The organism is Asticcacaulis sp. DW145, assembly GCF_037101385.1.
GTDB classification, from domain to species: Bacteria; Pseudomonadota; Alphaproteobacteria; order Caulobacterales; family Caulobacteraceae; genus Asticcacaulis; species Asticcacaulis currens.
Genome location: NZ_AP029024.1, coordinates 963225 through 984312, shown reverse-complemented (window position 1 = coordinate 984312; position 21088 = coordinate 963225). Strand labels below are relative to the sequence as shown.

Genomic DNA, 21088 nt, shown 5'->3' with positions numbered 1-21088 from the left:
CCTGATGCCATAAAGAGTCACTGCGGATTCACCTGTGGCCGGTTTTCCACAGCAGATGATTTCATTTTTAACCATCTTGCCTGATCACCGCGAGGCCGGTATCAGGGCGCCTCTTTGACCTCACACCGGAGATTTCCGAATGCGCCAGATAAACCGGCCATCCGAACGCAATCTCCCTTCGGGCCTGAAATAGGCCCGAAGGGCCGTTTTCGCTTTCCCGTTCTCAGCCTACAGAAGGACCCCGCGCATGAACCTGCGCGGGCGTGTAAGGTCATGTCCTCGTCTCAATATGTGCGCTTTGTGACGCCGCTGATCCATCCGTGGAGCGGCGTCGAAAGCGGTTTCTTTCAGGCGTCGTGGTATCTGTATCGCAACGGCGCGCCGCGCTGGATTACCGACGAACTGTCTGAGCAGTTCGACTGGTACAACCGCTATCTGGCAGTGCCCGACCGAATCGGCCGTCACTTCAAGCGGCGGCGGTCAATCTGGGGCATCTGCTGGTTCGATCCGAAGGCGCTTGAAGCCATTGAGCGGGCGCGCTACTGCGCCTGGCTTATTGGCGAAGGTGGCCTGCCGGTGCGTGACATCAAGGCGCGCATCGCCAAGGAAATCATCTGGCGCGATTCCCAGCAGATCGTCGTCAAGCCGATGTCAGACCTGCCGAAGGCTTTCGCCTGAACACGGGGTTTTTCCGCTTGACGCTGTCGCTGGCTTTGCCTATAGAACGCGCCTCTTGCGCTGCCGTTCAAAGGCCGCGCCCTGTCTATTGTTTCTAACGAAGGTGGATATCATGTCGCGTCGTTGCGAACTCACCGGTGTCGGCCCGATGGTCGGCCACTCCGTGAGCCACTCAAACATCAAGACGAAGCGTCGCTTCCTGCCCTCGCTTCGTGAAACCGCGCTTCAATCCGAAGCTCTGGGTCAATCCTTCCGTCTGAAGATCTCCAACGCCGCCCTGCGCACGCTGGACTTCAAGGGCGGCCTGGACGCCTTCCTCGTCAAGGCTGACGATACCGAACTGTCTCTGCGCGCCCGTCGCCTGAAGAAGCAGATCAAGGCGAAGCTGGCTGAGAAGGCTGCGGCCTAATCTTTTAGGCATAAACCGAACACGCGAAAGACCCCTAGGCTCCGGCTTCGGGGTTTTTTGTTTATATCGACCGTTCAGGGCTGGTAATCGAACATCAGCAGGTGAGTCGGGTCATTGTCCCCGATAGGATCGCTGATCAGATAAAGCCGGTAGCCGTCGCGCGTTTTCACTGCCGACACGCCCTCATAATTGTCGATAGGCAGCGGCGGCTCGATTCGCAGGATCGTATCGACCAGCCTCAGGCGCTTGCCCTCAAGCCGCACGACCCGCAGCACACTGCGCGCCCCCACCATGGGCAGATAGAAGCGATAAAGCGCCAGCATCTCATCGGGTTTGGCCGGATCGAGCGGGGCCAGAGACACCAGCTTGTAACCGAAACCCGGCGTGGTCGGCCCGGCCAGCGTCTCGCATCGGTAGGTATCGAGTGCGCACTTCCAGAAGCCCCCCACCTCAGCCCCCAAAATCAGCGACGCCTCGCCCTTTGATGACAGGTGAAACGTAACCGCCTCAAGCCCTTCATTCGACGGTAGGGCGGGCAGGCCGGTCAGCGGCAGACGCTCCCCCGGCCCGCCCAGATCGGGGCCATAGCGCATCACGCGCGCATCGCCTTCAAACGAGACATAGACCGTGCCGTCGCGCGGATCGACCGCCATGTCCTCAGAGTCCGACAGCGACTTGTTGCCAAAGGGCTTGCCGTCGGCCCCGCGCAGCCAGTCGAGGCTCAGCGGGCCCTCGGTGCCGCGCACCGGCAGGGTGAAGCGCGCGCGGGTCCCATAATCCCCGATGGTGTCGATCATCACCCCGTCCTTACCCGGCGTGACGACCAGATCGGACAGGCCGGTCAGCCAGGCAGTGCCTTCCCCTTTCACGACATAGCCGCCGATGTAGCGGGCCTTTTGCGCAGGCGGGCCGCTGACCGCAGGCAAGGGAGTAAAAGTGACTCGCGTGCCGCCCTGATAGGGGACGGGACCCGCCACAGCCGTGGTGGTCAGCAGGGCGGAGAATAACAAGGCTAATCGCATGAGAACTCCGTTTGACCACCTCTCCACCAAAGCAGGGGTGGACGCATCACCGCCGTGCGGCGGTTTTTTCATCGAACAGTTCGGCCAGCTTTTCGATCAACGCCCCGCCCAGTTGCTCGACGTCAATCAGCGTCATGGCCCGACGGTAATAGCGCGTCACGTCGTGGCCAATGCCGATGGCCGCGAGCTCGACGCGCCCGGCTCCTTCGATGTCGGCAATGACCTTGCGCAGGTGGTTTTCGAGATAGTGGCCCGAGTTGACGCTGAGGGTCGAATCATCGACCGGCGCGCCGTCGGATATAACCATCAGAATACGGCGCGACTCCGGCCGCCCCAGGAGGCGCGTATAGGCCCATTGCAGGGCCTCCCCGTCGATATTCTCTTTCAACAGGCCCTCGCGCATCATCAGGCCGAGATTCTTGTTGGCCCGCCGCCAGGGATTATCCGCCGCCTTATAGATGATGTGTCTGAGGTCGTTGAGGCGACCCGGCGCTGCCGGCTTACCTTCGCGCACCCACTGTTCGCGCGACTGCCCGCCCTTCCACGCCTTGGTGGTGAAGCCCAGAATCTCGACCTTCACGCCGCAGCGTTCCAGCGTGCGCGCCAGCACGTCGGCGCAGATGGCCGCGACCATGATCGGCCGCCCGCGCATCGAGCCGGAATTGTCTAGCAGCAGCGTCACCACCGTGTCGCGGAACTCGGTGTCCTTTTCCTGCTTGAACGACAAGGGCGCGCTGGGGTCGATGATCACCCGCGTCAGCTTGGCGGCATCCAGCACGCCCTCTTCGAGGTCGAAATTCCACGAGCGGCTCTGCTGCGCCATCAGGCGGCGTTGCAGCCGGTTAGCCAGACGGGCCACAACGTTCGACAGATTGGCCAGTTGCTGATTGAGGAAGCCGCGCAGCCTCTCCAGTTCTTCGGGATCGCACAGGTCTTCGGCGTTGATGACCTCATCATAGGCCTTGGTGAAGACGTCATAGTCCTTGCGCTCACCGCCCGCATTGGGGGTCTGCATCTGGCTGGCCTCGGCGGCCTCGCCATCGACCACCTCATCGGCCGAACCCTCAGCCAGAGACTGAGGATCGCCCGACATCTGGGTGAAGTCCTCATCACCGGTCTGGGACTGATCGTCGCCGCCGTTGGGTTCCTCTTCCTGTTGCGGCTGCGAATCGTCCTGATCCTCGGCATCCTCTTCGGCCTCAGCCGACGGGTCATTGCCTTCGGATTGTTCGTCCTCGCCCTCGTCGTTTTTTTCTTCTTCCTTGGCGTCTTGCGAATCGTCGGTGAGGTCCAGCGCCCGCAACACTTCACGCGCCTTTTGCGTAAAGGCCTTCTGATCAGCGATCAGGTCCGCCAGTTCGTTCAGACCCTGCCCCGTCTTTTGTTCGATCTCGTCCCGCAGAAGATTGACCACCCGCTGCGCCTCGTTCGGCACAGGATCGCCGGTGAGGATTTCACGCGCGATCAGACCCAGAATGTCGGCCAGATTGAGTTCGGACTTTTCCTCCTTACGCCCCAAACCGCTGCGATCCAGATCGGACTGAAGCGCCGCGCGCAGGTTTTTGCGCACCCCGCCCATAGCATTGGCCCCGATGGCTTCAAGCCGTGCCTCTTCCAGCACGTCAAAGGCTTCGGCCCCCGCCGTATCGACAGGCCGGGCGCGGACATGGATAGCGGCATCGTGGTGCGCGACCTTTAGCGCCAGACGGTCGGCTTGCCCGCGCACCGTAGCCGACAGGCGGGCATTCAAATCGCGCGGCGGATTGGGCAGGACCAGCTTGCGGCCATCCAGACGCGGCCCGTCCGGCCCGAAGACGACTTCGAGTTCGGGATCTTCCGCCAGGGCGCGCGTCGAATGGATCAGCGCCTTGCGAAACGGATCGGACAGAACGGTAACGGGCTTGGCCATTGGTTTCCTCTTATCCTCCCCTTTGAAACGGGGAGGTGGCGAGCTTGTCTCGCCGGAGGGGGCAGTCTTTGCGTGGCTTGCCCCACCCACCACTTCGTGGTCCCCTCTCCCCGCAAGCAGGGAGGGATGCACCTAGATCACCTTCACCTTAAGCGCCGATTCCTTCACATCCGCGCCAAAGCTGCGCTGATAGAATTCCGCCAGAGTCGGGCGCTCCAGCTCATCGCACTTGTTGAGGAAGGTCAGGCGGAAAGCCACCTCCGGGTCATTGCCGAAGATCAGCGTATTCTGTGCCCAGGTGATGACGGTCCGCGGCGACATGACGGTCGAGATATCGCCATTGGCAAAGGCCGAGCGCGTCAGGTCGGCGACGCGCACCATAGCGTCGATCAGGCTCTTGCGCTCCGGCGTATCGAACTCCGGCAGCTTGGCCAGCACGATCTCCACCTCGGCCTCGTGGCTGAGATAGTTGAGCGTGGTGACGATCGACCAGCGGTCCATCTGACCCTGATTGATCTGCTGCGTGCCGTGATAAAGCCCGGTGGTGTCACCCAGACCGATGGTGTTGGTGGTGGCAAACAGGCGGAAGAAGCTGTTGGGGCGGATGACCTTGTTCTGATCCAGCAGCGTCAGGCGGCCCTGCGCCTCCAGCACGCGCTGGATGACGAACATCACATCCGGACGCCCGGCGTCGTATTCGTCGAAGACCAGCGCCACGGGCCGTTGCAGCGACCACGGCAGGATGCCTTCCTTGAACTCGGTGACTTGCTGGCCATCCTTGAGCACGATGGCGTCCTTACCGATCAGGTCGATCCGCGACACATGGCTGTCGAGATTGACGCGCACCAGCGGCCAGTTCAGCCGCGCGGCGATCTGCTCGATATGGGTGGACTTACCCGTGCCGTGGAAGCCCTGCACCATGACGCGGCGGTCATAGGCAAAGCCGGCGCAGATGGCGATGGTTGTCTGCGGGTCGAAGCGATAGGACGGGTCGATTTCCGGCACATGCTCATCACGCGTCGAAAAGGCAGGGACCAGCATGTCGGAATCGACGCCGAACACCTCACGCAGCGATACCTTCTTGTCCGGCACAAGGCCCAGAAGCGGATCGGACAGGGTATCGGAGGTGAGTACGGGCATGGCAAAAACGCTTTCGGACGGACGAACGGATGCGTTTTTCAGCTAAGACCTATGCCCTCAAGACTCAACCCTAAAACACGCCGGAGACGGATTTTTTTGAGGCCTGCTCTCCTATGGTCATATTCGCTGAAAAGTCATACTCTGTCACAGAGGGAGAGGGCCATGACGAGAGATCAGTTCGCAGATTTTGCAGCCTGGGGCTTGCTGGCCTGTGGTTATATCTGTTCCGCGGTCTTCCTTTACATTTACGGTAGCCGCTTGGGCTGGCTTACCCTCCCTCCTGAAACCAAACACGCAATCTGGATGTTCGATATTGTTCTGTTCAGTCTTATACTGGGCATTGCGGCGACACGGCCCAAACGCCTTTGGTTATGTATCCCATTGATAATGCTTCTGGCTGTTCTGACCATAGACCTTACAAAAGCGGACTGCATTGGCGATGTCTGTGTGATCGCTATCTAATCCCGGTCCGGGTGCTGATAGCTGATCAGCTTATCGAGAAACGGCGCGGCCTCGATGTCTTCCAGCGTGGTGCGCTCCGGCAGGGCGTGCAGGCCATTTACCCACGGCAGACGGCCTTCGGTGCCGAACTGAATGACCGGAGCGATGTCAGCGGGATCATCAAAGGCGGCGATAGACAGCGCCACACCGTCCAGCGCTTCGTAGGTCAGGGGCGTCCCGCAGTCGGGGCAAAAACCGCGCTGAACGAGGTTTGAACTTTGGAAGCGTTTGGGCTCGGCCTTGCTCCATGTGAGCGTCGCCTCCCGCACGCTGACCAGCGGCGCGAAAACATTGCCATAGGCCTTTTGGCACATGCGGCAATGACAGATGGAGGCATGGCCCAGCTCGCCTTCAACGCGGAAACGCACGGCCCCGCACTGACACCCACCGGTTCTGACCTCGACCATAATCCCCTCCCTAACCCTCTTCCCTCAGGGGCGAGGGATTTAGCCTTGCATAACCCAAAAAGCCTTCAATTTGGATGAGATGGCAGGAGGCTAACGCAGCCCGTATATGAATACGGGCAAGTGACGCCGACGAACCAGATCGCCAAATTCAAGGCTTTTAAGCCAGGCCCATTTTTTTGAGAACTTTATAGGCCTTGATCACGCGCTGGAGCTTGTCCTCGGCCGAGCGGTCGCCGCCATTATTGTCCGGGTGGCAGCGCTTGAGCAGTTCGGTATAGGCGGCGCGCACCTTTTCCGGCTCGGCCCCGACCTCAAGGTCGAGGTCGGCATAGGCCCCGCGTTCGATCTTGCCAAATTGGCGCTGGATCGGTGCGTCTTCGCCGGGCTTGCGCGGGGCGGCACCGGCGCCAAAGACCGAATGCGGGTCATACATGCCCGCGCCCTTGGTGCGTCCGGCGCTGAAGGCCGCCGCTTCGCGCGACGCGGCCGAAGCACGGAAGGCCCAGGTGGGGCGGCCACCGGTCATGGTCGCTTCGCGGTGCGCCTTGGCCTCGCCTTCGGACATGCCGGCAAAGAAGTTCCAGTTCTTGTTGTACTCGCCCGCGTGCGCCTGACAGAAGTTATAGTATTCGTTCATCATTTCGCGCGACTTCGGGGCCTTGGCCGTGGCCGCACGATGGCATTCCGGCCATTCGCAGCGCACCTGCCCCGGCTTCAGCGACAGCACATCGTCTTCCGGACGCTTGCCATTCACCTCGCCCTCCTTGGGCGGGCGAATACGCATGTCCAGACCAAACTTCGGCTTGTACTTGAACCCTTCGCTCATGATTTCGAACGCGACCCTTTGAACTTTACGCAAACCGACCATATAGGTCGGAGTCGGGCCTCTATAAAGCCCTTATGAGGTTAAATTATGGGTAAAACACGCGAGACCATCGAGACCAAACTGACGGCGGCCTTCGCCCCGCTTCGTCTGGAGGTGACGGACGATAGCGACAAGCATAAAGGGCATTCGGGCGCGCGTGAAGGGGGCGAAAGTCACTTTTCCGTCCTGATCGTCTCCGAGGCGTTTCGCGGGCAGAGCCGCGTCGCCCGTCAACGCGCCGTCAATGCGGCCCTGCGTGAGGAACTGAGCGGCCCCGTCCACGCCCTGTCGATGCAGACCCTGACGCCGGAAGAGGCTTAGCGCTGTACCCAGTCCTCCCGGCGCAGGATGACCTTCTTGTCGTTGCGCACCTGATCGGCCAGCAGGTGATGCAGGTTGACGCTGTGGAAGCGGTCCCAGTTGGCGACGTCCAGATTTTGCTGGATCAGTTCCAGAGAGGTGTTCCATTCGTCGGTAGACAGGCGGCTGACCTTCAGATTGAAGCGCACCGCCAGCACCAGCGCAAACAGGCAGCACAGCAGGTAAAGGCCCAGCATGGTATTGTCATAGATGCCTTGCTCGCTCAGATAGGCCAAGACGCTATGGATATCCGGCAGGACCGATGTCTTAGCCGAGGTAGACGCAACATGCAGGGATAGTTCCGGCATTCGCCAGTGCCCCAGCCCCAACCTCTGCGCGATATCCGCCACTATAGCGGCCACCCACGCCCAGGCCGGGGCGACAATCGTATCTATCACGCCCTGCACGTCTACGCGCGAAAAGACGAGGCGTCCCGCCACGGCCGCCCCGCACAGGGCGATGACGCCCATGACCAGACCGGTGACCAGATGATTGCTGGTCGTCGCCACGATGCGGTAAAAGTAATGGGTGCGGCGCACCAGCCAGATTTGAAGCTGGGTGTAGCGTTCAACATTCTCCATCCGCCGCCCCAGCCAGTAGATCAGCAACGTCCAGCGGTATGCCAATTCCGGCCAGCGGGAATTGGTTTCTTCCGACCGCGCCGCGCCGCCCTTGAGCACCGAGGTCGAGTCCTTGCCCAGACGTGCGGCCATGGTGGTGATCAGATTTTTCAAATTCTTGGTGCGGAGCGCCGCCTGTTTGTCGAGCGTCTTACACGACTCCGTTTGGGAGTTATTATAGAAGTCGAACAGGTTGCGCGACTCCCGGATATAAAACCAGCGCCCGAAACGGTAAAATCCGATTATCAGGGCTGCTACAAGCAGCGGCGTTACCGGCGACATGTCGATCACATGGCCCTGGGGTAGCTGGTTTTGAAACGGAACCGTCACGAGTTGAGTAAGTAGCGCGTTGATGTTGCTGAAGAAAAACAGCAAAGAGGCTGAAGCAAGCGCAAAACAAACCGTGACGGCGAACTGATATTGCCGCTTTTTGAGAATATAGAAGGCGAGATTCTCACGAAAGCTCTGGCGAAAGGCCGCCAGCATGTCGCGGATATCACCATCGCCGGGGTCGCCGCTGGCACGCCCACCGGGGAAGCGATCCTCGATATTCAGGCGCGTAATGGCATAGTAGCGTTGCGGCAAGGAAATTGCGGTCAGCCGGAAGGCACGCAGGCACCACATCAGCAGATTGCTAATATGAGCCGTATAGCGCTCAATCCAGTTCTGGATATTCTGGCTCTTGTCGTCGAGACGTTCAGAAAACGGAAACATTTCCAGCGAATGGGTAAAATCCGCGTCCATACGTTCGCGCAGGCTTTGCCAGCGCGTATCGTCCTCGATGATCTGCTCGTACTGCCCCTCTTCCATGGTGCGCAACGTGGTGTTTTTCAGCTTGAAGAAGCCATAGCGATCGGCATCATCAATATAGGCCGACCACGACTTGCGCCGGTCGGTCTTACGCGCAGGCTTCGGCGTCTTAACCTTGGGTGGCACCTTGGTACTGTCGGTCTTTGTCTGCTTGCGCCTCATCATACCCCCCTGGCCAACGATCCGTAAGAAGAAGGTTAACGCAGGTTTATTGCAAAGCAAATACAGATCGGGCGATTAACTTAAGAGTGACAATCTCAGAAAATCGCGCCCCAGACGCGAACCCGGCGCATTGATACTGTGGCCTAGTCCTTTGAGAATGTGAGCGTCAGCGCTTACGCCCGCAGCGGTCAGGCGCTCAGCCGCCTCAAGGGTTTCGGCAAAAGGGATCACCTCGTCCTGATCGCCGTGCACCAGCCGGATCGGCGTGGGCGCAGGCGTCCACGGCACAGGTGACGACAGGCGACCGGAATAGGCGACCACCGCCGCCACGGGCCAACGTCCGCTGACCACGGCATCAAGCGCCATGATCGACCCTTGCGAAAAGCCAACCAGCACCACCTGCGCCGGATCGTCTATGCCGCGTTCGGCCATGACGGCGTGCAGGGTCGCATCAAAGGCCTCACGCGCCTCGACAAGGCGTTGCGCGCGGTTGTCCTCCGTCACGCCCTTGACCGAAAACCACTGCCGCCCGCTGGCCTGCGCATACATATCGAACGGATCAGGGCCGTCAGGCGCCGCAAACCCTGTGTCCGGCAGGGCCTCAGCCCAGTGCCGCCCCAGGCCGATCATGTCCGCACCGCACGAACCGACGCCGTGCAAAAAGATCACCAGATGTTTCAACACGCCTCTCCCAAAGCAAAAGAGGGAGCCTGAATGGCCCCCTCTTTCAACCAACTTTTTTGAGACCGCTTACGCCGCCTTCGCCGCATCTGTCTTTCAAAACCGGCCATAGAAGGTTTCGCCCCGCGCTCAAATAGCGAAGCGATAGCGCAACCAGAATGCGAAGGGCGACAGACGCTTACGCCGCCTTCGCCGCATCTGTCTTCCCAAACCGGCCATAGAAGGTTTCGCCCTTCGCCGCCATGTCGCGCAGCAATTGCGGCGGGGCAAAGCGGTCACCGTATTTGGCCGTCAGTTCGTCCAGTTCCTCGACAAACTTCGCCGTCCCGATGGCGTCGATCAGAGAGACGATCCCGCCCGACCACGGCGCAAAGCCCCAGCCGAGGATCGAGCCGACATCGGCTTCGCGCGGATCGCTGATGACGCCCTCTTCGAAGCAGCGCGCCGCCGTCACCGCCTGAATATACAGCAGGCGCTTGCGGATATCTTCAGCCAGTTCCGGCGTCGAGTCGGTGATGGTGGGCGCGAACTTGTCCGACAGGCCCGGCCACAGGCTCTTGTTACCGCCCGCTTCCGGATAGTCGTAGAAGCCCTTGCCATTCTTGCGCCCCAGACGCCCGTCGGCGACCATCTGCGCCACCTCTTTTTCGCCGGGGATGGGCACATAGGCATCGCCCATAGCCTTGGCGGTTTCGGAGGTGATCTTGACCAGCAGGTCGAGCGCCACATCGTCCATCATCTCCAGAGGCCCGCGCGGCATCCCCGTGGCGCGGCCGACATTGTCGATCAGGGCCGGGGCATAGCCTTCGGCCCACAGGTGCAGGCCTTCGGCGGTGAACGGGATGAAGCAGCGGTTGGCGTAGAAGAAGCGCGCGTCATTGACGACGATCGGCGTCTTGCGGATCTTCAGCACGTAGTCGATGGCCTTGGCCAGAGTCTCGTCCGAGGTTTCCTTGCCGCGGATAATTTCGACCAGCATCATCTTGTCCACCGGCGAGAAGAAGTGAATGCCGATGAATTTAGAGGCATCGACCGAAGCCTTGGCCAGCAGCGAAATGGGGATGGTCGAGGTATTGGTGCCAAAGATCGCCGTTTCGGCCTTATCGCCCGTATAGAGCTGGGCCTCGGCGTCCTTGGTGACCTTTTCTTTCAGTTCGGTGTTTTCAAACACCGCTTCGACCACCAGATCGGAACCGGCAATCTGCGTATAGTCTGAGGTCGGCACGATCAGGTCGAGCAGGGCCTGCGCCTTTTCCTGAGTCATCTTGCCGCGCGATACGGCCTTTTTGACAAGGGACTCGCAGTGAGATTTTCCCTTCGACGCGGCTGCGTCGTCACGGTCGATCAGGATGACGCGGATACCGGCCTGCGCCGACACATAGGCAATCCCCGCCCCCATCATGCCGGCGCCGAGAACGGCGACCTGTTTCGGGTCGGTCTTTTCCACGCCCGCCGGGCGGCCGGAGCCCTTGCCCAGTTGCTGCATGGAGAAGAAGAAGGTGCGGATCATCGCCTTGGCCTGCGGGGTTTGCAGGGTGTTGACGAAGTAGCGGCTTTCGACCTTGATGGCGCTGTCGAACGGCAGTTGCAGGCCTTCGTAAACGGCGCGCATCAGGTTCACCACGGCGGGATAGTTGCCATAGGACTGCTTGCGCAGCAGGGCATTGGCCATGATGAAGATTTGCGCACCCGCCGGATGGTAGGGGCCGCCGCCGGGAATCTTGTAATCCTTCTTGTCCCACAGGGCGACCGGATCGCCTTTGGTCCTGATCCAGGTTTTGGCCGCCTCGACCTCCTGACCGACCGGCACCACCTCGTGCACGATACCGGCAGACAGGGCGTCCTTCGGCTTGAAGCTCTTGCCTTCCGACATGGCCATCAGCGCCGCCTGCGCCCCGATCAGGCGCGTCAGGCGTTGCGAGCCGCCGCCGCCGGGGAAAAGACCGATCTTGATTTCCGGCAGGCCCACCTGCGTCTTGGGGCCGTCATTCAGCACGCGATAATGACAGGCGAGCGCCAGTTCCAGACCGCCGCCCAGCGCCAACCCGTTAAGCGCCACCGCCACCGGCTTGCCGCAGGTTTCAAGCTGGCGATAGACGCGGTTCATCTCAAAGGCGGCGGCGAAACCGGCCTTCAGCGCGCCTTCGGGATCGCTAGGATCGGATTTGGCTTCCCACGCACCGCCCAGCATTTCTTCGAGGTCAGCCCCGGCGCAGAAGCCGGTCGTCTTGCCCGACGTGATCACCATGCCCTTGACCTCGGCGTCGGTTTTGGCGCGCTCAGCAATAGCCAGCAGGTCGGCCAAGGCCTGCTTGGTAAAGGTGTTCATGGTCTTGCCCGGCACGTCGAAGGTGCAGAGCAGGATGCCATCGGCGTCGAGTTCGGTTTTGAAGCATTCCATTGTGTTTTCTCCCTCGACTGTTCTTAAATCCGCTCGATGACCGTGGCCGTAGCCATGCCACCGCCGACGCACAGCGTGACCAGTGCCGTTTCCTTGCCCGTGCGCTCCAGCTCATCGAGCACGGTGCCGAAGATCATGGCACCCGTGGCCCCCAGCGGGTGCCCCATGGCGATAGCGCCGCCGCAGACATTGATCTTGTCATGCGGAATATCGAGCGCCTGCATGTAGCGCAGCACCACCGAGGCAAAGGCTTCGTTCAGTTCGTAAAGGTCGATATCCGACACGCTCATGCCGAGCTTTTTCAGCACCTTTTCCGTGGCAAAGGATGGCCCGGTCAGCATGATCGACGGCTCAGAGCCGATGGAGGCCATGCCCTTGATGCGGGCGCGCGGCTTGAGCCCCGAAAGGGCAGCGGCTTCGGCCGAGCCGATCAGGACAGCCGCGGCGCCATCGACGATGGCCGACGAATTGCCCGGTGTATGCACGTGATTGACGCGCTCGATTTCGGGATAGCGCTGATTGATCACCGCATCGAAGGCCATTTCGCCCATCATGGCGAAGGACGGGTTGAGGCCGCCCAGCGTTTGCATATCCGTATTGGGGCGGATGGTTTCGTCGTGATCGAGACGGGTGACGCCCATCTGATCCTTCACCGGCAGGATCGACTTTTTAAAGCGCCCTTCGGCCCAGGACTGCGCCGAACGCTTATGCGATTCGACGGCGTAGGCATCGACGTCGTTGCGCGAAAAGCCCCACTTGGTGGCGATCATGTCGGCGGACACGCCCTGCGGCACGAAATAGGTCGGGAAGGCGGCATTGACGTCGATGGCCCACGCCCCGCCGTCTGAGCCCATCGGGACGCGACTCATGGCTTCGACGCCGCCGCCAATAGCCATGGTGGCCTCGCCCGAAATGACCTTACCGGCCGCGATATTGATGGCCTCAAGGCCCGAGGCGCAGAAGCGGTTGACCTGAATGCCGCCGGTCGTTTCCGCATAGCCCGCCGCCAGCACCGCCGCACGGGCGATATCACCGCCCTGCTCGCCCACCGGGGTCACGCAGCCAAAGGCCACATCATCGACTAGTGCCGTATCGAGACCGTTGCGGTCCTTCAGCCCCTTGAGCACCTGCCGCGACAGGTCCAGCGCCGTGATTTCGTGCAGGCTGCCGTCCTTCTTGCCTTTGCCGCGCGGCGTGCGCACCGCGTCGTAAATATAGGCGCCTGGGCTTAAGCTGGCCATTGCCATCCTCCTGAGTTTTGTTTTTGATCGCGCATCCTGAATACCGCTTCACACGTTCGGGGGGATGCGCGCATGGTGCTGCTTACTTGCGCCCGCTTTACGCAAACGTCAAGATAGACGTAAGGTAACATTCGCGAGACTTTTTCGTAGCGCGCTGATTTGACACAGCATTATTCCTTGATGACGAAGGCCTTGTGACTCTTCACCAGAGAGGCTTATTTGTCATACAAAGTTGACGCCCGGCCCGGATTTCTATAGTCCCTGAAAGGTGAGGCCACATAAAAACCGGAGGAACCCCATGACCGATGCTATTCTTCGCCGCTCCAAACCGGGGGCCGCTCTGGGTGAAGGCCTGTTGTGGTCGCGCCGCGACGCGTGCGTCTATTGGGTGGACATTCTGGGCAATCGTCTGCACGCCTTTTATCTGGCCGACGGGTCGGAAAAGACCTGGTACTTTCCCGATCATATCGGCTGGGTGATTGAGCGCGAAAAGGGCGGTTTTATCGCGGGCCTGATGAGCGGCTTTCACGAACTGAGCCTTGAGCCCTTCATCCTCAAGCACCTTCTCAATCCCTTCCCGCACGAGCCGGGTAATCGTCTGAACGACGCCAAGGCCGACGATCAGGGCCGCATCTGGGCCGGCTCGATGCACAAGCCGCAGGAAAAAAAGTCCGGGGCCCTGTACCGCCTGAATACCGATCTCAGCCACATCGAGGTGGATGGCCCGTATCAGGTGGCCAATGGCCCGACCTTCTCGCCCGATCATACCAAAATCTATCACACCGACTCAGGCGAAAACGACGTCTTCGTCTTCGACATCATAGACGGTGAAGCGGTCAACAAGCGGCTGTTTGTGCACTTCCCCGACGACTGGGGGTCGCCCGACGGCATGACCACCGACGCGCAGGGCGGCATCTGGATCGCGCACTGGGGCGGTGGGAAGGTCAGCCGCTTTACGCCGGACGGCGCGCTCGATTTTTCGATCGCCCTGCCTGCCAAACAGATCACCAATATCTGCTTCGCCGGTGACGCACTGGACCGCGCCTTCGTCACCTCCGCTGCCGTCGATCAACCCGATGATCGTGAAGCGGGGACTTTGTTTGAAATCCCAAGTGAACTGTTGCGGGGCCATACCGGCCTTGAACCGCAAAAGTTCAGGGGGTAGGAACACCCAGCCGCCACCTCTCTTCGCCACGCAGGGGAGGAGATTTCAGGAAAAGCCATGACCACACCTTCGCTGATCGCCGCCGACTGGGGCACCACCAATTTCCGCCTGTTCCTCTATGATGAGGCCGGTCAGGTCATCGCCCGTCACGCCGCCAATATCGGCCTGAAAAACCTCGGCGTCCTGAGCTTTGAACAGGCGCTCCTCAGCGTGCTGAAAAACGATTTCGCCGGTCTGGAGCACCTGCCCTTTCTGCTGTCCGGCATGGTGGGTTCGCGTCAGGGCTGGGTCGAAGCCCCCTACGCCGCCTGCCCGGCCAGCCTGCAAACCCTCGCCGACGGCCTCGTCAAGGCCCCGTCCGAGCTGGACGTCGCCATCGTCCCCGGCCTGTTCGCCGAAAGCCCCGGCACGGGCCTGCTCAACGTCATGCGCGGCGAGGAAACCCAGATTTTCGGCATTCTTCAGTCCGATCCGTCCGACGGCTTCTTCGTCCTGCCCGGCACCCATTCCAAGTGGGCGCTGGTGCGCGGCGGCAAGGTCGAGTCCTTCTCGACCCACATGACGGGTGAAATGTTCCAGGTGCTCAAGGCTCATTCTATCCTTGGCCTTTTGATGGAAAACAGCACCGACAACGAAGAGGTGTTCCTGAAAGGCGTTGAGCGCGGTATGTATAACCGCGCCTTCCTGTCGGTCATCTTCTCGGTGCGCACCGAGGCCCTGTTTAACCACATCGCGCCGGAGCATCTGGCGACCTATCTGTCGGGCATACTGATCGGCGCGGAAATCGTCGCCGAGCTGGAGCGCCACGGCAAGAGCCCGGTGCGACTGGTCGGCGACGGCGCGCTGGTCGATCTCTACGAAAAGGCGCTGGCCTTCGCCGGCTTCACCGACGTGACCCGCTTCGACGGCAATGCCGCCTCTGAATCAGGCCTTTGGGCGATTCACAAGCTCCGGAGTTCCAAATGACCCTTACCCAACGCTGGCAGGACACGCTGGCTACCCTGCCGCTGGTCGCCATCCTGCGCGGCCTCGGTCCCGATGAAGCGCTGGACGTCGGCGACGCCCTGATCAGCGCCGGCTTCAAGGTGGTTGAGGTGCCGCTCAACTCGCCGCAGCCCTTTGTCTCCATCGAAAAGCTGGCCGCGCATCTGGGCGACAAGGCCATTGTCGGCGCGGGCACGGTGTTGAAGCTGGACGACGTGCAAAAGCTGCACGATGTGGGCGGGCAGATCTGCATTTCGCCGAACACCAATCCCGAAATCATCCGCTTTGCTAAGGCGCTGGGCCTGATCTCCTTCCCGGCTTTCTTCACCCCGACCGAAGCCTTTGCGGCTATCGACGCGGGTGCTGACGCGCTTAAGCTGTTCCCCGCCGAACTGGCCGGCCCCAAGGGCCTGAAGGCCGTCAAGGCCGTGCTGCCGCGCAGCCTGCCGGTCTTCCCGGTCGGTGGCGTCGAGCCCGGCAATATGAAGGAGTTTGTGGCCGCCGGTGCCGCCGGCTTCGGCATCGGCTCCAGCGTCTATAAGCCCGGCGACACGCCGGAAATCGTCCACGCCACGGCCACGGCCTTTGTGGACGCCTGGAACGCCTTAAAGGCCTAAGCCACAAACCCCTCTCCTTTTTAAAGGAGAGGGGTTTTTCATGCGGCGTCGAAGGTCTGACGCGCTTCGGCAATGCGCGGGTGATTATCCACTGCCCAAGCCACCAGTGCTGTCAGGGCGGGCATCAGCGACTCCCCCAGCGGCGTCAGGCGATATTCGACGCTGGGCGGCACGGTGGCGAAGACGTGTCGGCTGATGTAGCCGTCGCGTTGCAGATCGCGCAGGGTCTGGGTCAGCATCCTTTGTGAAATATCCGGCACGGCGCGCTTCAGTTCCCCGAAACGGTGCGGTTTGGTCGAGAGCACCAGCAGCAGCAGGCTCGACCACTTGCCGCCAATATGGTCCATCACATCACGTACCGGGCATGTCGATATATCGAACCCGGCATTGAGAACGGCCTCGGTAATCGTCGGTTCTTCCGCGCTCACGATTCTGAGGGGGCGCGCAACCGAGTCCAACAACCGGTTCCCACGTTTTGGGCTGCGCGCCAATGGTTCCCTTTTCATCCCTATCTCCCGAAATAGTGCCGTCTTTACAGGGGCACAAAACTTCCTATTTTGCACATGATCTCGTTTTGAGACTAATGTGATATATATAGAGAAAGGACCATCTCATGTCCACCATCCTCGTCACCGGCGCTTCGGGCCAACTGGGTCAGCTTGTCCTGAAGGCGCTCGAAAACAGCCCGCACACCGTCATCGCCGCCTCGCGCGACCCGTCGAAGCTGAACACGCCTTTTGCCACCCGCACCGCCGATTTTGACCAGCCCGACACCCTCGTTGCGGCCTTCACAGGCGTGGACCGCGTGCTGATCATCTCGACCGACGCCCTCGCTGTGCCGGGTCAGCGTCTGAAACAACACACCGCCGCCATCGACGCCGCCAAGGTGGCGGGCGTTCAGCACATCGTCTATACCTCCCTGCCCAATGCCGAGCCGGGCAACAAGATCAGCTTCGCCCCGGATCACTACGGCACCGAACAGGCGATCAAGGCGTCCGGGATCGCCCATACGATCCTGCGCAACAACTGGTACATCGACAACCTGATGATGAGCCTGCCGCACGCGCTGGAAACCGGTCAGTTCTATACCTCTGCGCCCGAAGGCCGCGTGGCCTATGTAGCGCGCGAAGACGCCGCCCGCGCGGCGGCAGCGGCCCTTAGTGACGCCCCCGGCGGCACCGTCACCGTCACCGGCCCCGAAGCCCTCACCTATGGCGACGTCGTGGCGATCGCCAACGAGCTTACCGGCAAGTCGGTCAGCCTGATCCCCCTCACCGATGAACAGTTCGGCGGCGGCCTGAAGGCAGCGGGCCTGCCCGACTTCGTGGCCGACATGCTGACCTCGGCCGAAGCCGCCATCCGCGCCGGGCAGCTCGACGGCGTCACGGACACGGTGCAGACCCTGACCGGTCAGGCCTCGAAGACGGTGCGTGAGGTGCTGACGGCGCTTCTGAAAGCGTAATCTCAAGGCGGGCGGCGGAGTAGCCTCCGCCGTCCGTCCGGTCTATACAGACGTGCATGTTGATTCATCCTGTGCACAGCGAAGACCTGAACGACCTGTCCCGACTGGGCCGCGACACCTTCACCGATACCTTCGGCCATCTTTATCCGCCGGAGGATCTGACGACCTATCTGGACGCGACCTATGCGCCGCAGGTGCTGGCCGAAGAGATTGAGGGCGTCGATCAGTTCTGGCGCCTCGTGCGCGACGATATGGGCCGCGCCATCGCCTATATCCAGGCCGGCCCCGTCGGCCTGCCGCACCCCGAAGCCGACCCGCAAACCCAGGGCGAAATCAAGCGCCTCTACGTGCGCAATGACGCGCAGGGATTGGGTCTTGGCAAGCAGTTGCTGGAAATGGGGCTCGCTTTTCTCAAGGCGCGTTATAGCAATGCGCCGCAGTGGATCGGCGTATGGAGCGAAAACTACCGCGCCCAGAAACTCTATGACAGCTATGGCTTCACGCGCGTCGGGGACTATGGTTTCAAGGTCGGCGGCACCACCGATCTGGAGTTCATTCTGCGTCGATAAGATCGTGGCGCAGCGCCTGAAGCAGGACCGCCGCATAGCCGTCCTTTTCCAGCGCCAGAAGGGCGTCGGCCGGGCTCAGCCACTCGGTTTCGTGGTCCATTTCGATCTTGGTTTCAGGCCGCTCTGCCACAATGTCCGCCAGATAGATGCGGGCGTGGTTGGCGTAGGGCTTGCCGTCTGTATTGATAAAGTACTGCAACACCTCGCCCGCAAAGGCCCCCACGGACACCTCGAACCCGCCCTCTTCGCGGCATTCGCGGATCACGGCGTCTTCGGGGGTTTCGTCACCCTCGATGCCGCCGCCGGGCAGGTCCAGCTTACCGTCCTGCCGCATCAGGGCCAGACGCCCATCCCGCATAATGAGCGCATAGGCCGCGCTGCGGGCCAGATAGGTCAGGCCCGGCACCTTTATGCCATAAGCATTGAGCGCGGGCAGCGGCATTACTTGTCGTCTTCGCCGCGCAGGGCCTTCCACGCATCGCCGCGCCCGGCCACCACGTCCTCATAGGTCACGGCCGGATAGCCGAAGCCCATCGCCTTCGATTCGCGCCAGGCGTCGAGCAGAGCGTCGCGCAGGTCCGAAGCCCCCTGCCCCAGCCGCCCGACCATAAAGCCCTTGCCGCGCGTGTCGCCGTCATTGAAGCCGCCCGCCTTGTACAGTTCATAGAGCGGCGTGACATATTTCCAGTTGCGATCCAGACGCGCGCTGAAGCAGCGTTCCGCCGTATCGGTGCAGGCTTCGCTGGCCGACATGGCGGCGCGCACGTCCTCATTATTGATGTTGGCGCTGACGAAGGCGCTTTCCAGCGGCCCGTGGATCGGCTCCAGAGTGAAGTTCTGCGGGTTCGGATACTCCTTGCCCCAGCCATTATAGTGGATCGACAGGTGCAGGGGCTGAGACGCGTCGCCCACATAGTGCGACAGGATACCAATATCGCGCAGCGTCAGGGCTTCACGACGGCGGATCGCCTCTTTCAGCCACGCCTTGCGCTTGGGGTCGGTTTCATGCGCTTCCATGTAGGTCATGCCGCGCCAGTAGGCGAAATCCTTGACCACCTGCTGCCACGCATCGACCAGCGCATAGTTGAGATAGCCCGACTTCCACGGCATGACGTTCTTTGAGCGCAGAAGGGCGTCAAAGTCCGAGCGCGAGGCCGGTACGTCCTGAAGACGCACACCGGCGAGGGTCTTGCCCTCGTCGTCGAGGTCGATAAAGTGTGCCGAATCCCGTTCGAAATCGTGCACCTTGCCCGCCCCTTTCCAGGCGTCGGGCTCATTGGAATAGAAGCCGATATCGCCAATGCCTTGGGTGCTGCGCAGAAACTCCGGCATATAGGTCGGCAGGGCGCGTGCCGCCTCTTCGCCGACGATGCGGTGGCCGGTCGGGCCCCAGGCGAAGGCCGAGCCCGCCGAAAGCAGGGCCGCAGCGGTGAGCAGCAGAGAACGAAGGGTCTTCATGCGGGGAAACCTTTGAGAAAGGGTCATTTCCCCTCTCGAATAGCCGATTTACCCCGGCAACGCCAGTGCGGCTTGGGCAACCCGCGTTATCCCTCAGGTGCCAGAGTGACCTCAAGGCCATTGAGATCGTCGCGCATCAAAATCTGACACGACAGGCGCGAATTGCGCTTCACAAGGAAGGCTTCGTCCAGCTTTTCCTCTTCCTCGTCAGACTTTTCGATCAGTTTGGGCAGCCAGTCCGCGCCGACATAGACGTGGCAGGTGGCACATTCCAGCGCACCCCCGCATTCCGCCTTGATCGGCAGGCCGTTGTCGCGGATGATCTCCATGATGCGCCAGCCTTCGATGGCCGGCAGGGTGTGCTGCACGCCCTCGCGGTCGGTGCACAGGATATGGAGTTCGTCGCTCATGAGGGTGCCTTATCAGGGTTTGGTGGCGCATGGGGTTTGACGCGCTTTTCGTCCGAAACGTGCATCACACGTTTCGAAAAGCGCTCTAGCGGCCACGACCGGTGCCGACAAGCGATTTCAGCTCTTTAAACGGTTTAGCTCAAGTCCATGCAGATAGGCCGCGACATCCATCAGGGCCGCATCAAGGGCCGTCCTGACCTTATCCAGACGCCCTGCCGCCCCGGCCTCATCGCCACGTTCGGCCGCCTCGGCCGCCGACGAAAGCGCATTGGCCCCGATCCCGGCTGCAGCCCCTTTTAGCGTGTGGGCCGCGTCGCGCCAGCCGGGATGGCCCGTATCGAGCAGCGGCGCCCACAGTTCGGCCTGCTGCCGAAAGAGGTTCAGCACCTCTTCGATAACCGTCGTATCGTTCAGCGTATAGGCCTCAAGGTGTGCGAAATCGACCGCGCCGGACAGATCGCGAAACGCCATGATAACCCCTCTGTTGCTATGACCCTGTCACAGTGCGGCGCTTCGCGGCGCATGACAAGCGCTCAGTTCAGCCCCGGTTGAACCCGCTGCAAGGAGGCTTCCATGCCGTCCAGAAACACCGACCGCACATTGGCCATGCGACATTCGGAAATGAGATGGCGGGCCATCTGGGCATGGTCCAGCAAGGCCCGCTGCCATGCCTGCGTACAGGCTTCGGGCGTGATGTCCTGATTAAGGGGACAGACCTCGGCCCGCAGGCGGTCGTTAAAACGGATCAGTTCCTCAAGGGCCGCATGGTGGCGATATCCGCTCATCGTCTTACGCTTACTTTCTGTGACAAGCTTTTTGTGACGTGTCGGCCGGAAGCCCCGCGTCAAACTGTTACAGATGTCATTACTCTTTTTCGCATACCCGTGCAATCGCGATGCGTGCAAACCTCACGTGTGAACATAAAAAGGCCCCGGTCTCTCTACCCGGGGCCTTTATACCAACGGCCGAAGCGACTGAGCGCATTCGTCCGTTGAAAACTCGCGACGGTCCATGGCCAGGTGGAGAAAGCCCTCAGCCCGATGCGATAAATCCAGAATAGTCCGAACCTGATAAAGGGACGATAGGGGGAAGCCCCGAAAAGCACGAAGGCCCCGTAGAGAGACCAGGGCCTTCGGGCCGCAGCTTGACCGTTGCAGGTGGATCTGGATCAACGACCTTTTGCGGCGCGTGAAGCATAGAGGTTTGCGCATAAACAT

The 21088-nt window shown here is 61.1% G+C and carries 24 protein-coding genes; 9 read left to right on the top strand and 15 right to left on the bottom strand.

The window, feature by feature from the left end:
• The first annotated feature begins 273 nt into the window (after positions 1 to 273).
• Together AACH73_RS04575 and rpmB are read left to right on the top strand one after the other, a co-directional pair.
• Complete coding sequence (locus AACH73_RS04575) at positions 274 to 678, top strand: hypothetical protein (protein WP_272740382.1); 405 nt, start codon at positions 274 to 276, stop codon at positions 676 to 678.
• A gap of 112 nt (positions 679 to 790) precedes the next feature.
• Positions 791 to 1087: a 50S ribosomal protein L28 gene (gene rpmB / locus AACH73_RS04570; protein WP_013478599.1), complete on the top strand. Its 297-nt coding sequence runs from the start codon at positions 791 to 793 to the stop codon at positions 1085 to 1087.
• Between the two features lie 74 nt (positions 1088 to 1161).
• Here the strand turns inward: rpmB and AACH73_RS04565 are convergent, their stop codons facing one another.
• From AACH73_RS04565 to cobS, 3 genes are all read right to left on the bottom strand, one after another.
• Positions 1162 to 2109, bottom strand: a complete 948-nt coding sequence (locus AACH73_RS04565) for an esterase-like activity of phytase family protein (RefSeq protein ID WP_272740383.1) — start codon at positions 2107 to 2109, stop codon at positions 1162 to 1164.
• Between the two features lie 46 nt (positions 2110 to 2155).
• On the bottom strand, positions 2156 to 4018 hold the full coding sequence (gene cobT / locus AACH73_RS04560; RefSeq protein ID WP_272740384.1) for a cobaltochelatase subunit CobT: 1863 nt from the start codon (positions 4016 to 4018) through the stop codon (positions 2156 to 2158).
• A gap of 132 nt (positions 4019 to 4150) precedes the next feature.
• Positions 4151 to 5158, bottom strand: coding sequence for a cobaltochelatase subunit CobS (gene cobS / locus AACH73_RS04555; protein ID WP_338735555.1), 1008 nt, complete (start codon positions 5156 to 5158; stop codon positions 4151 to 4153).
• A 162-nt stretch (positions 5159 to 5320) separates the two neighbouring features.
• Here cobS and AACH73_RS04550 point away from each other — a divergent pair, with 162 nt between their 5' ends.
• On the top strand, positions 5321 to 5620 hold the full coding sequence (locus tag AACH73_RS04550) for a hypothetical protein (protein ID WP_272740386.1): 300 nt from the start codon (positions 5321 to 5323) through the stop codon (positions 5618 to 5620).
• Here AACH73_RS04550 and AACH73_RS04545 read toward each other — a convergent pair.
• Entirely contained in the window at positions 5617 to 6066 is a 450-nt protein-coding gene (locus AACH73_RS04545; RefSeq protein ID WP_338735554.1) for a GFA family protein, read from the bottom strand. The genes AACH73_RS04550 and AACH73_RS04545 overlap by 4 nt on opposite strands.
• A gap of 157 nt (positions 6067 to 6223) precedes the next feature.
• Positions 6224 to 6892: a J domain-containing protein gene (locus AACH73_RS04540; protein ID WP_126420606.1), complete on the bottom strand. Its 669-nt coding sequence runs from the start codon at positions 6890 to 6892 to the stop codon at positions 6224 to 6226.
• Positions 6893 to 6979: 87 nt separating this feature from the next.
• Here AACH73_RS04540 and AACH73_RS04535 point away from each other — a divergent pair, with 87 nt between their 5' ends.
• Complete coding sequence (locus AACH73_RS04535) at positions 6980 to 7252, top strand: BolA family protein (RefSeq protein ID WP_126420608.1); 273 nt, start codon at positions 6980 to 6982, stop codon at positions 7250 to 7252.
• Here the strand turns inward: AACH73_RS04535 and AACH73_RS04530 are convergent.
• From AACH73_RS04530 to AACH73_RS04515, 4 genes are all read right to left on the bottom strand, one after another.
• Entirely contained in the window at positions 7249 to 8886 is a 1638-nt protein-coding gene (locus AACH73_RS04530; protein WP_338735553.1) for a hypothetical protein, read from the bottom strand. The two genes, AACH73_RS04535 and AACH73_RS04530, sit on opposite strands and share 4 nt — an antisense overlap.
• Before the next feature lie 72 nt (positions 8887 to 8958).
• Positions 8959 to 9567 (bottom strand): dienelactone hydrolase family protein, encoded by a 609-nt coding sequence (locus AACH73_RS04525; RefSeq protein ID WP_272740389.1) that lies wholly within the window; start codon positions 9565 to 9567, stop codon positions 8959 to 8961.
• 175 nt (positions 9568 to 9742) lie between these two features.
• A complete protein-coding gene (locus AACH73_RS04520; protein WP_272740390.1) occupies positions 9743 to 11965 on the bottom strand; it encodes an FAD-dependent oxidoreductase in 2223 nt (740 codons plus the stop codon).
• Positions 11966 to 11988: 23 nt separating this feature from the next.
• Positions 11989 to 13206, bottom strand: a complete 1218-nt coding sequence (locus tag AACH73_RS04515) for an acetyl-CoA C-acetyltransferase (protein ID WP_272740391.1) — start codon at positions 13204 to 13206, stop codon at positions 11989 to 11991.
• 298 nt (positions 13207 to 13504) lie between these two features.
• Between AACH73_RS04515 and AACH73_RS04510 the strand changes: the two genes are divergently transcribed.
• From AACH73_RS04510 to AACH73_RS04500, 3 genes are read left to right on the top strand one after another with little or no spacing between them, the layout of a single operon-like run.
• Positions 13505 to 14371 (top strand): SMP-30/gluconolactonase/LRE family protein, encoded by an 867-nt coding sequence (locus tag AACH73_RS04510; RefSeq protein ID WP_338735552.1) that lies wholly within the window; start codon positions 13505 to 13507, stop codon positions 14369 to 14371.
• A 57-nt stretch (positions 14372 to 14428) separates the two neighbouring features.
• On the top strand, positions 14429 to 15337 hold the full coding sequence (locus AACH73_RS04505) for a 2-dehydro-3-deoxygalactonokinase (RefSeq protein WP_338735551.1): 909 nt from the start codon (positions 14429 to 14431) through the stop codon (positions 15335 to 15337).
• Positions 15334 to 15972: a 2-dehydro-3-deoxy-6-phosphogalactonate aldolase gene (locus AACH73_RS04500; protein ID WP_338735550.1), complete on the top strand. Its 639-nt coding sequence runs from the start codon at positions 15334 to 15336 to the stop codon at positions 15970 to 15972. The genes AACH73_RS04505 and AACH73_RS04500 overlap by 4 nt, the downstream gene beginning before the upstream one ends.
• A gap of 38 nt (positions 15973 to 16010) precedes the next feature.
• Here the strand turns inward: AACH73_RS04500 and AACH73_RS04495 are convergent, their stop codons facing one another.
• On the bottom strand, positions 16011 to 16400 hold the full coding sequence (locus AACH73_RS04495) for a helix-turn-helix domain-containing protein (protein WP_338735549.1): 390 nt from the start codon (positions 16398 to 16400) through the stop codon (positions 16011 to 16013).
• A 185-nt stretch (positions 16401 to 16585) separates the two neighbouring features.
• Between AACH73_RS04495 and AACH73_RS04490 the strand changes: the two genes are divergently transcribed.
• Entirely contained in the window at positions 16586 to 17434 is an 849-nt protein-coding gene (locus AACH73_RS04490) for an SDR family oxidoreductase (protein WP_338735548.1), read from the top strand.
• Positions 17435 to 17490: 56 nt separating this feature from the next.
• A complete protein-coding gene (locus tag AACH73_RS04485; RefSeq protein ID WP_338735547.1) occupies positions 17491 to 18003 on the top strand; it encodes an N-acetyltransferase in 513 nt (170 codons plus the stop codon).
• On the opposite strand, the gene AACH73_RS04480 is transcribed toward AACH73_RS04485, so the two are convergent.
• The 5 genes from AACH73_RS04480 to AACH73_RS04460 form a co-directional block, all read right to left on the bottom strand.
• The gene (locus tag AACH73_RS04480; protein ID WP_338735546.1) at positions 17987 to 18445 is read right to left on the bottom strand and encodes an NUDIX domain-containing protein; all 459 of its coding nucleotides are present in this window, start codon (positions 18443 to 18445) and stop codon (positions 17987 to 17989) included. The genes AACH73_RS04485 and AACH73_RS04480 overlap by 17 nt on opposite strands.
• Positions 18445 to 19461, bottom strand: coding sequence for a hypothetical protein (locus AACH73_RS04475; RefSeq protein ID WP_272740399.1), 1017 nt, complete (start codon positions 19459 to 19461; stop codon positions 18445 to 18447). Before AACH73_RS04475 ends, AACH73_RS04480 begins: the two co-directional genes overlap by 1 nt.
• 86 nt (positions 19462 to 19547) lie before the next feature.
• Positions 19548 to 19871: a 2Fe-2S iron-sulfur cluster-binding protein gene (locus tag AACH73_RS04470; protein WP_272740400.1), complete on the bottom strand. Its 324-nt coding sequence runs from the start codon at positions 19869 to 19871 to the stop codon at positions 19548 to 19550.
• Between the two features lie 117 nt (positions 19872 to 19988).
• Positions 19989 to 20342 (bottom strand): Hpt domain-containing protein, encoded by a 354-nt coding sequence (locus AACH73_RS04465; protein ID WP_272740401.1) that lies wholly within the window; start codon positions 20340 to 20342, stop codon positions 19989 to 19991.
• A 62-nt stretch (positions 20343 to 20404) separates the two neighbouring features.
• Positions 20405 to 20656 (bottom strand): hypothetical protein, encoded by a 252-nt coding sequence (locus AACH73_RS04460; protein ID WP_272740402.1) that lies wholly within the window; start codon positions 20654 to 20656, stop codon positions 20405 to 20407.
• Positions 20657 to 21088: the final 432 nt, after the last annotated feature.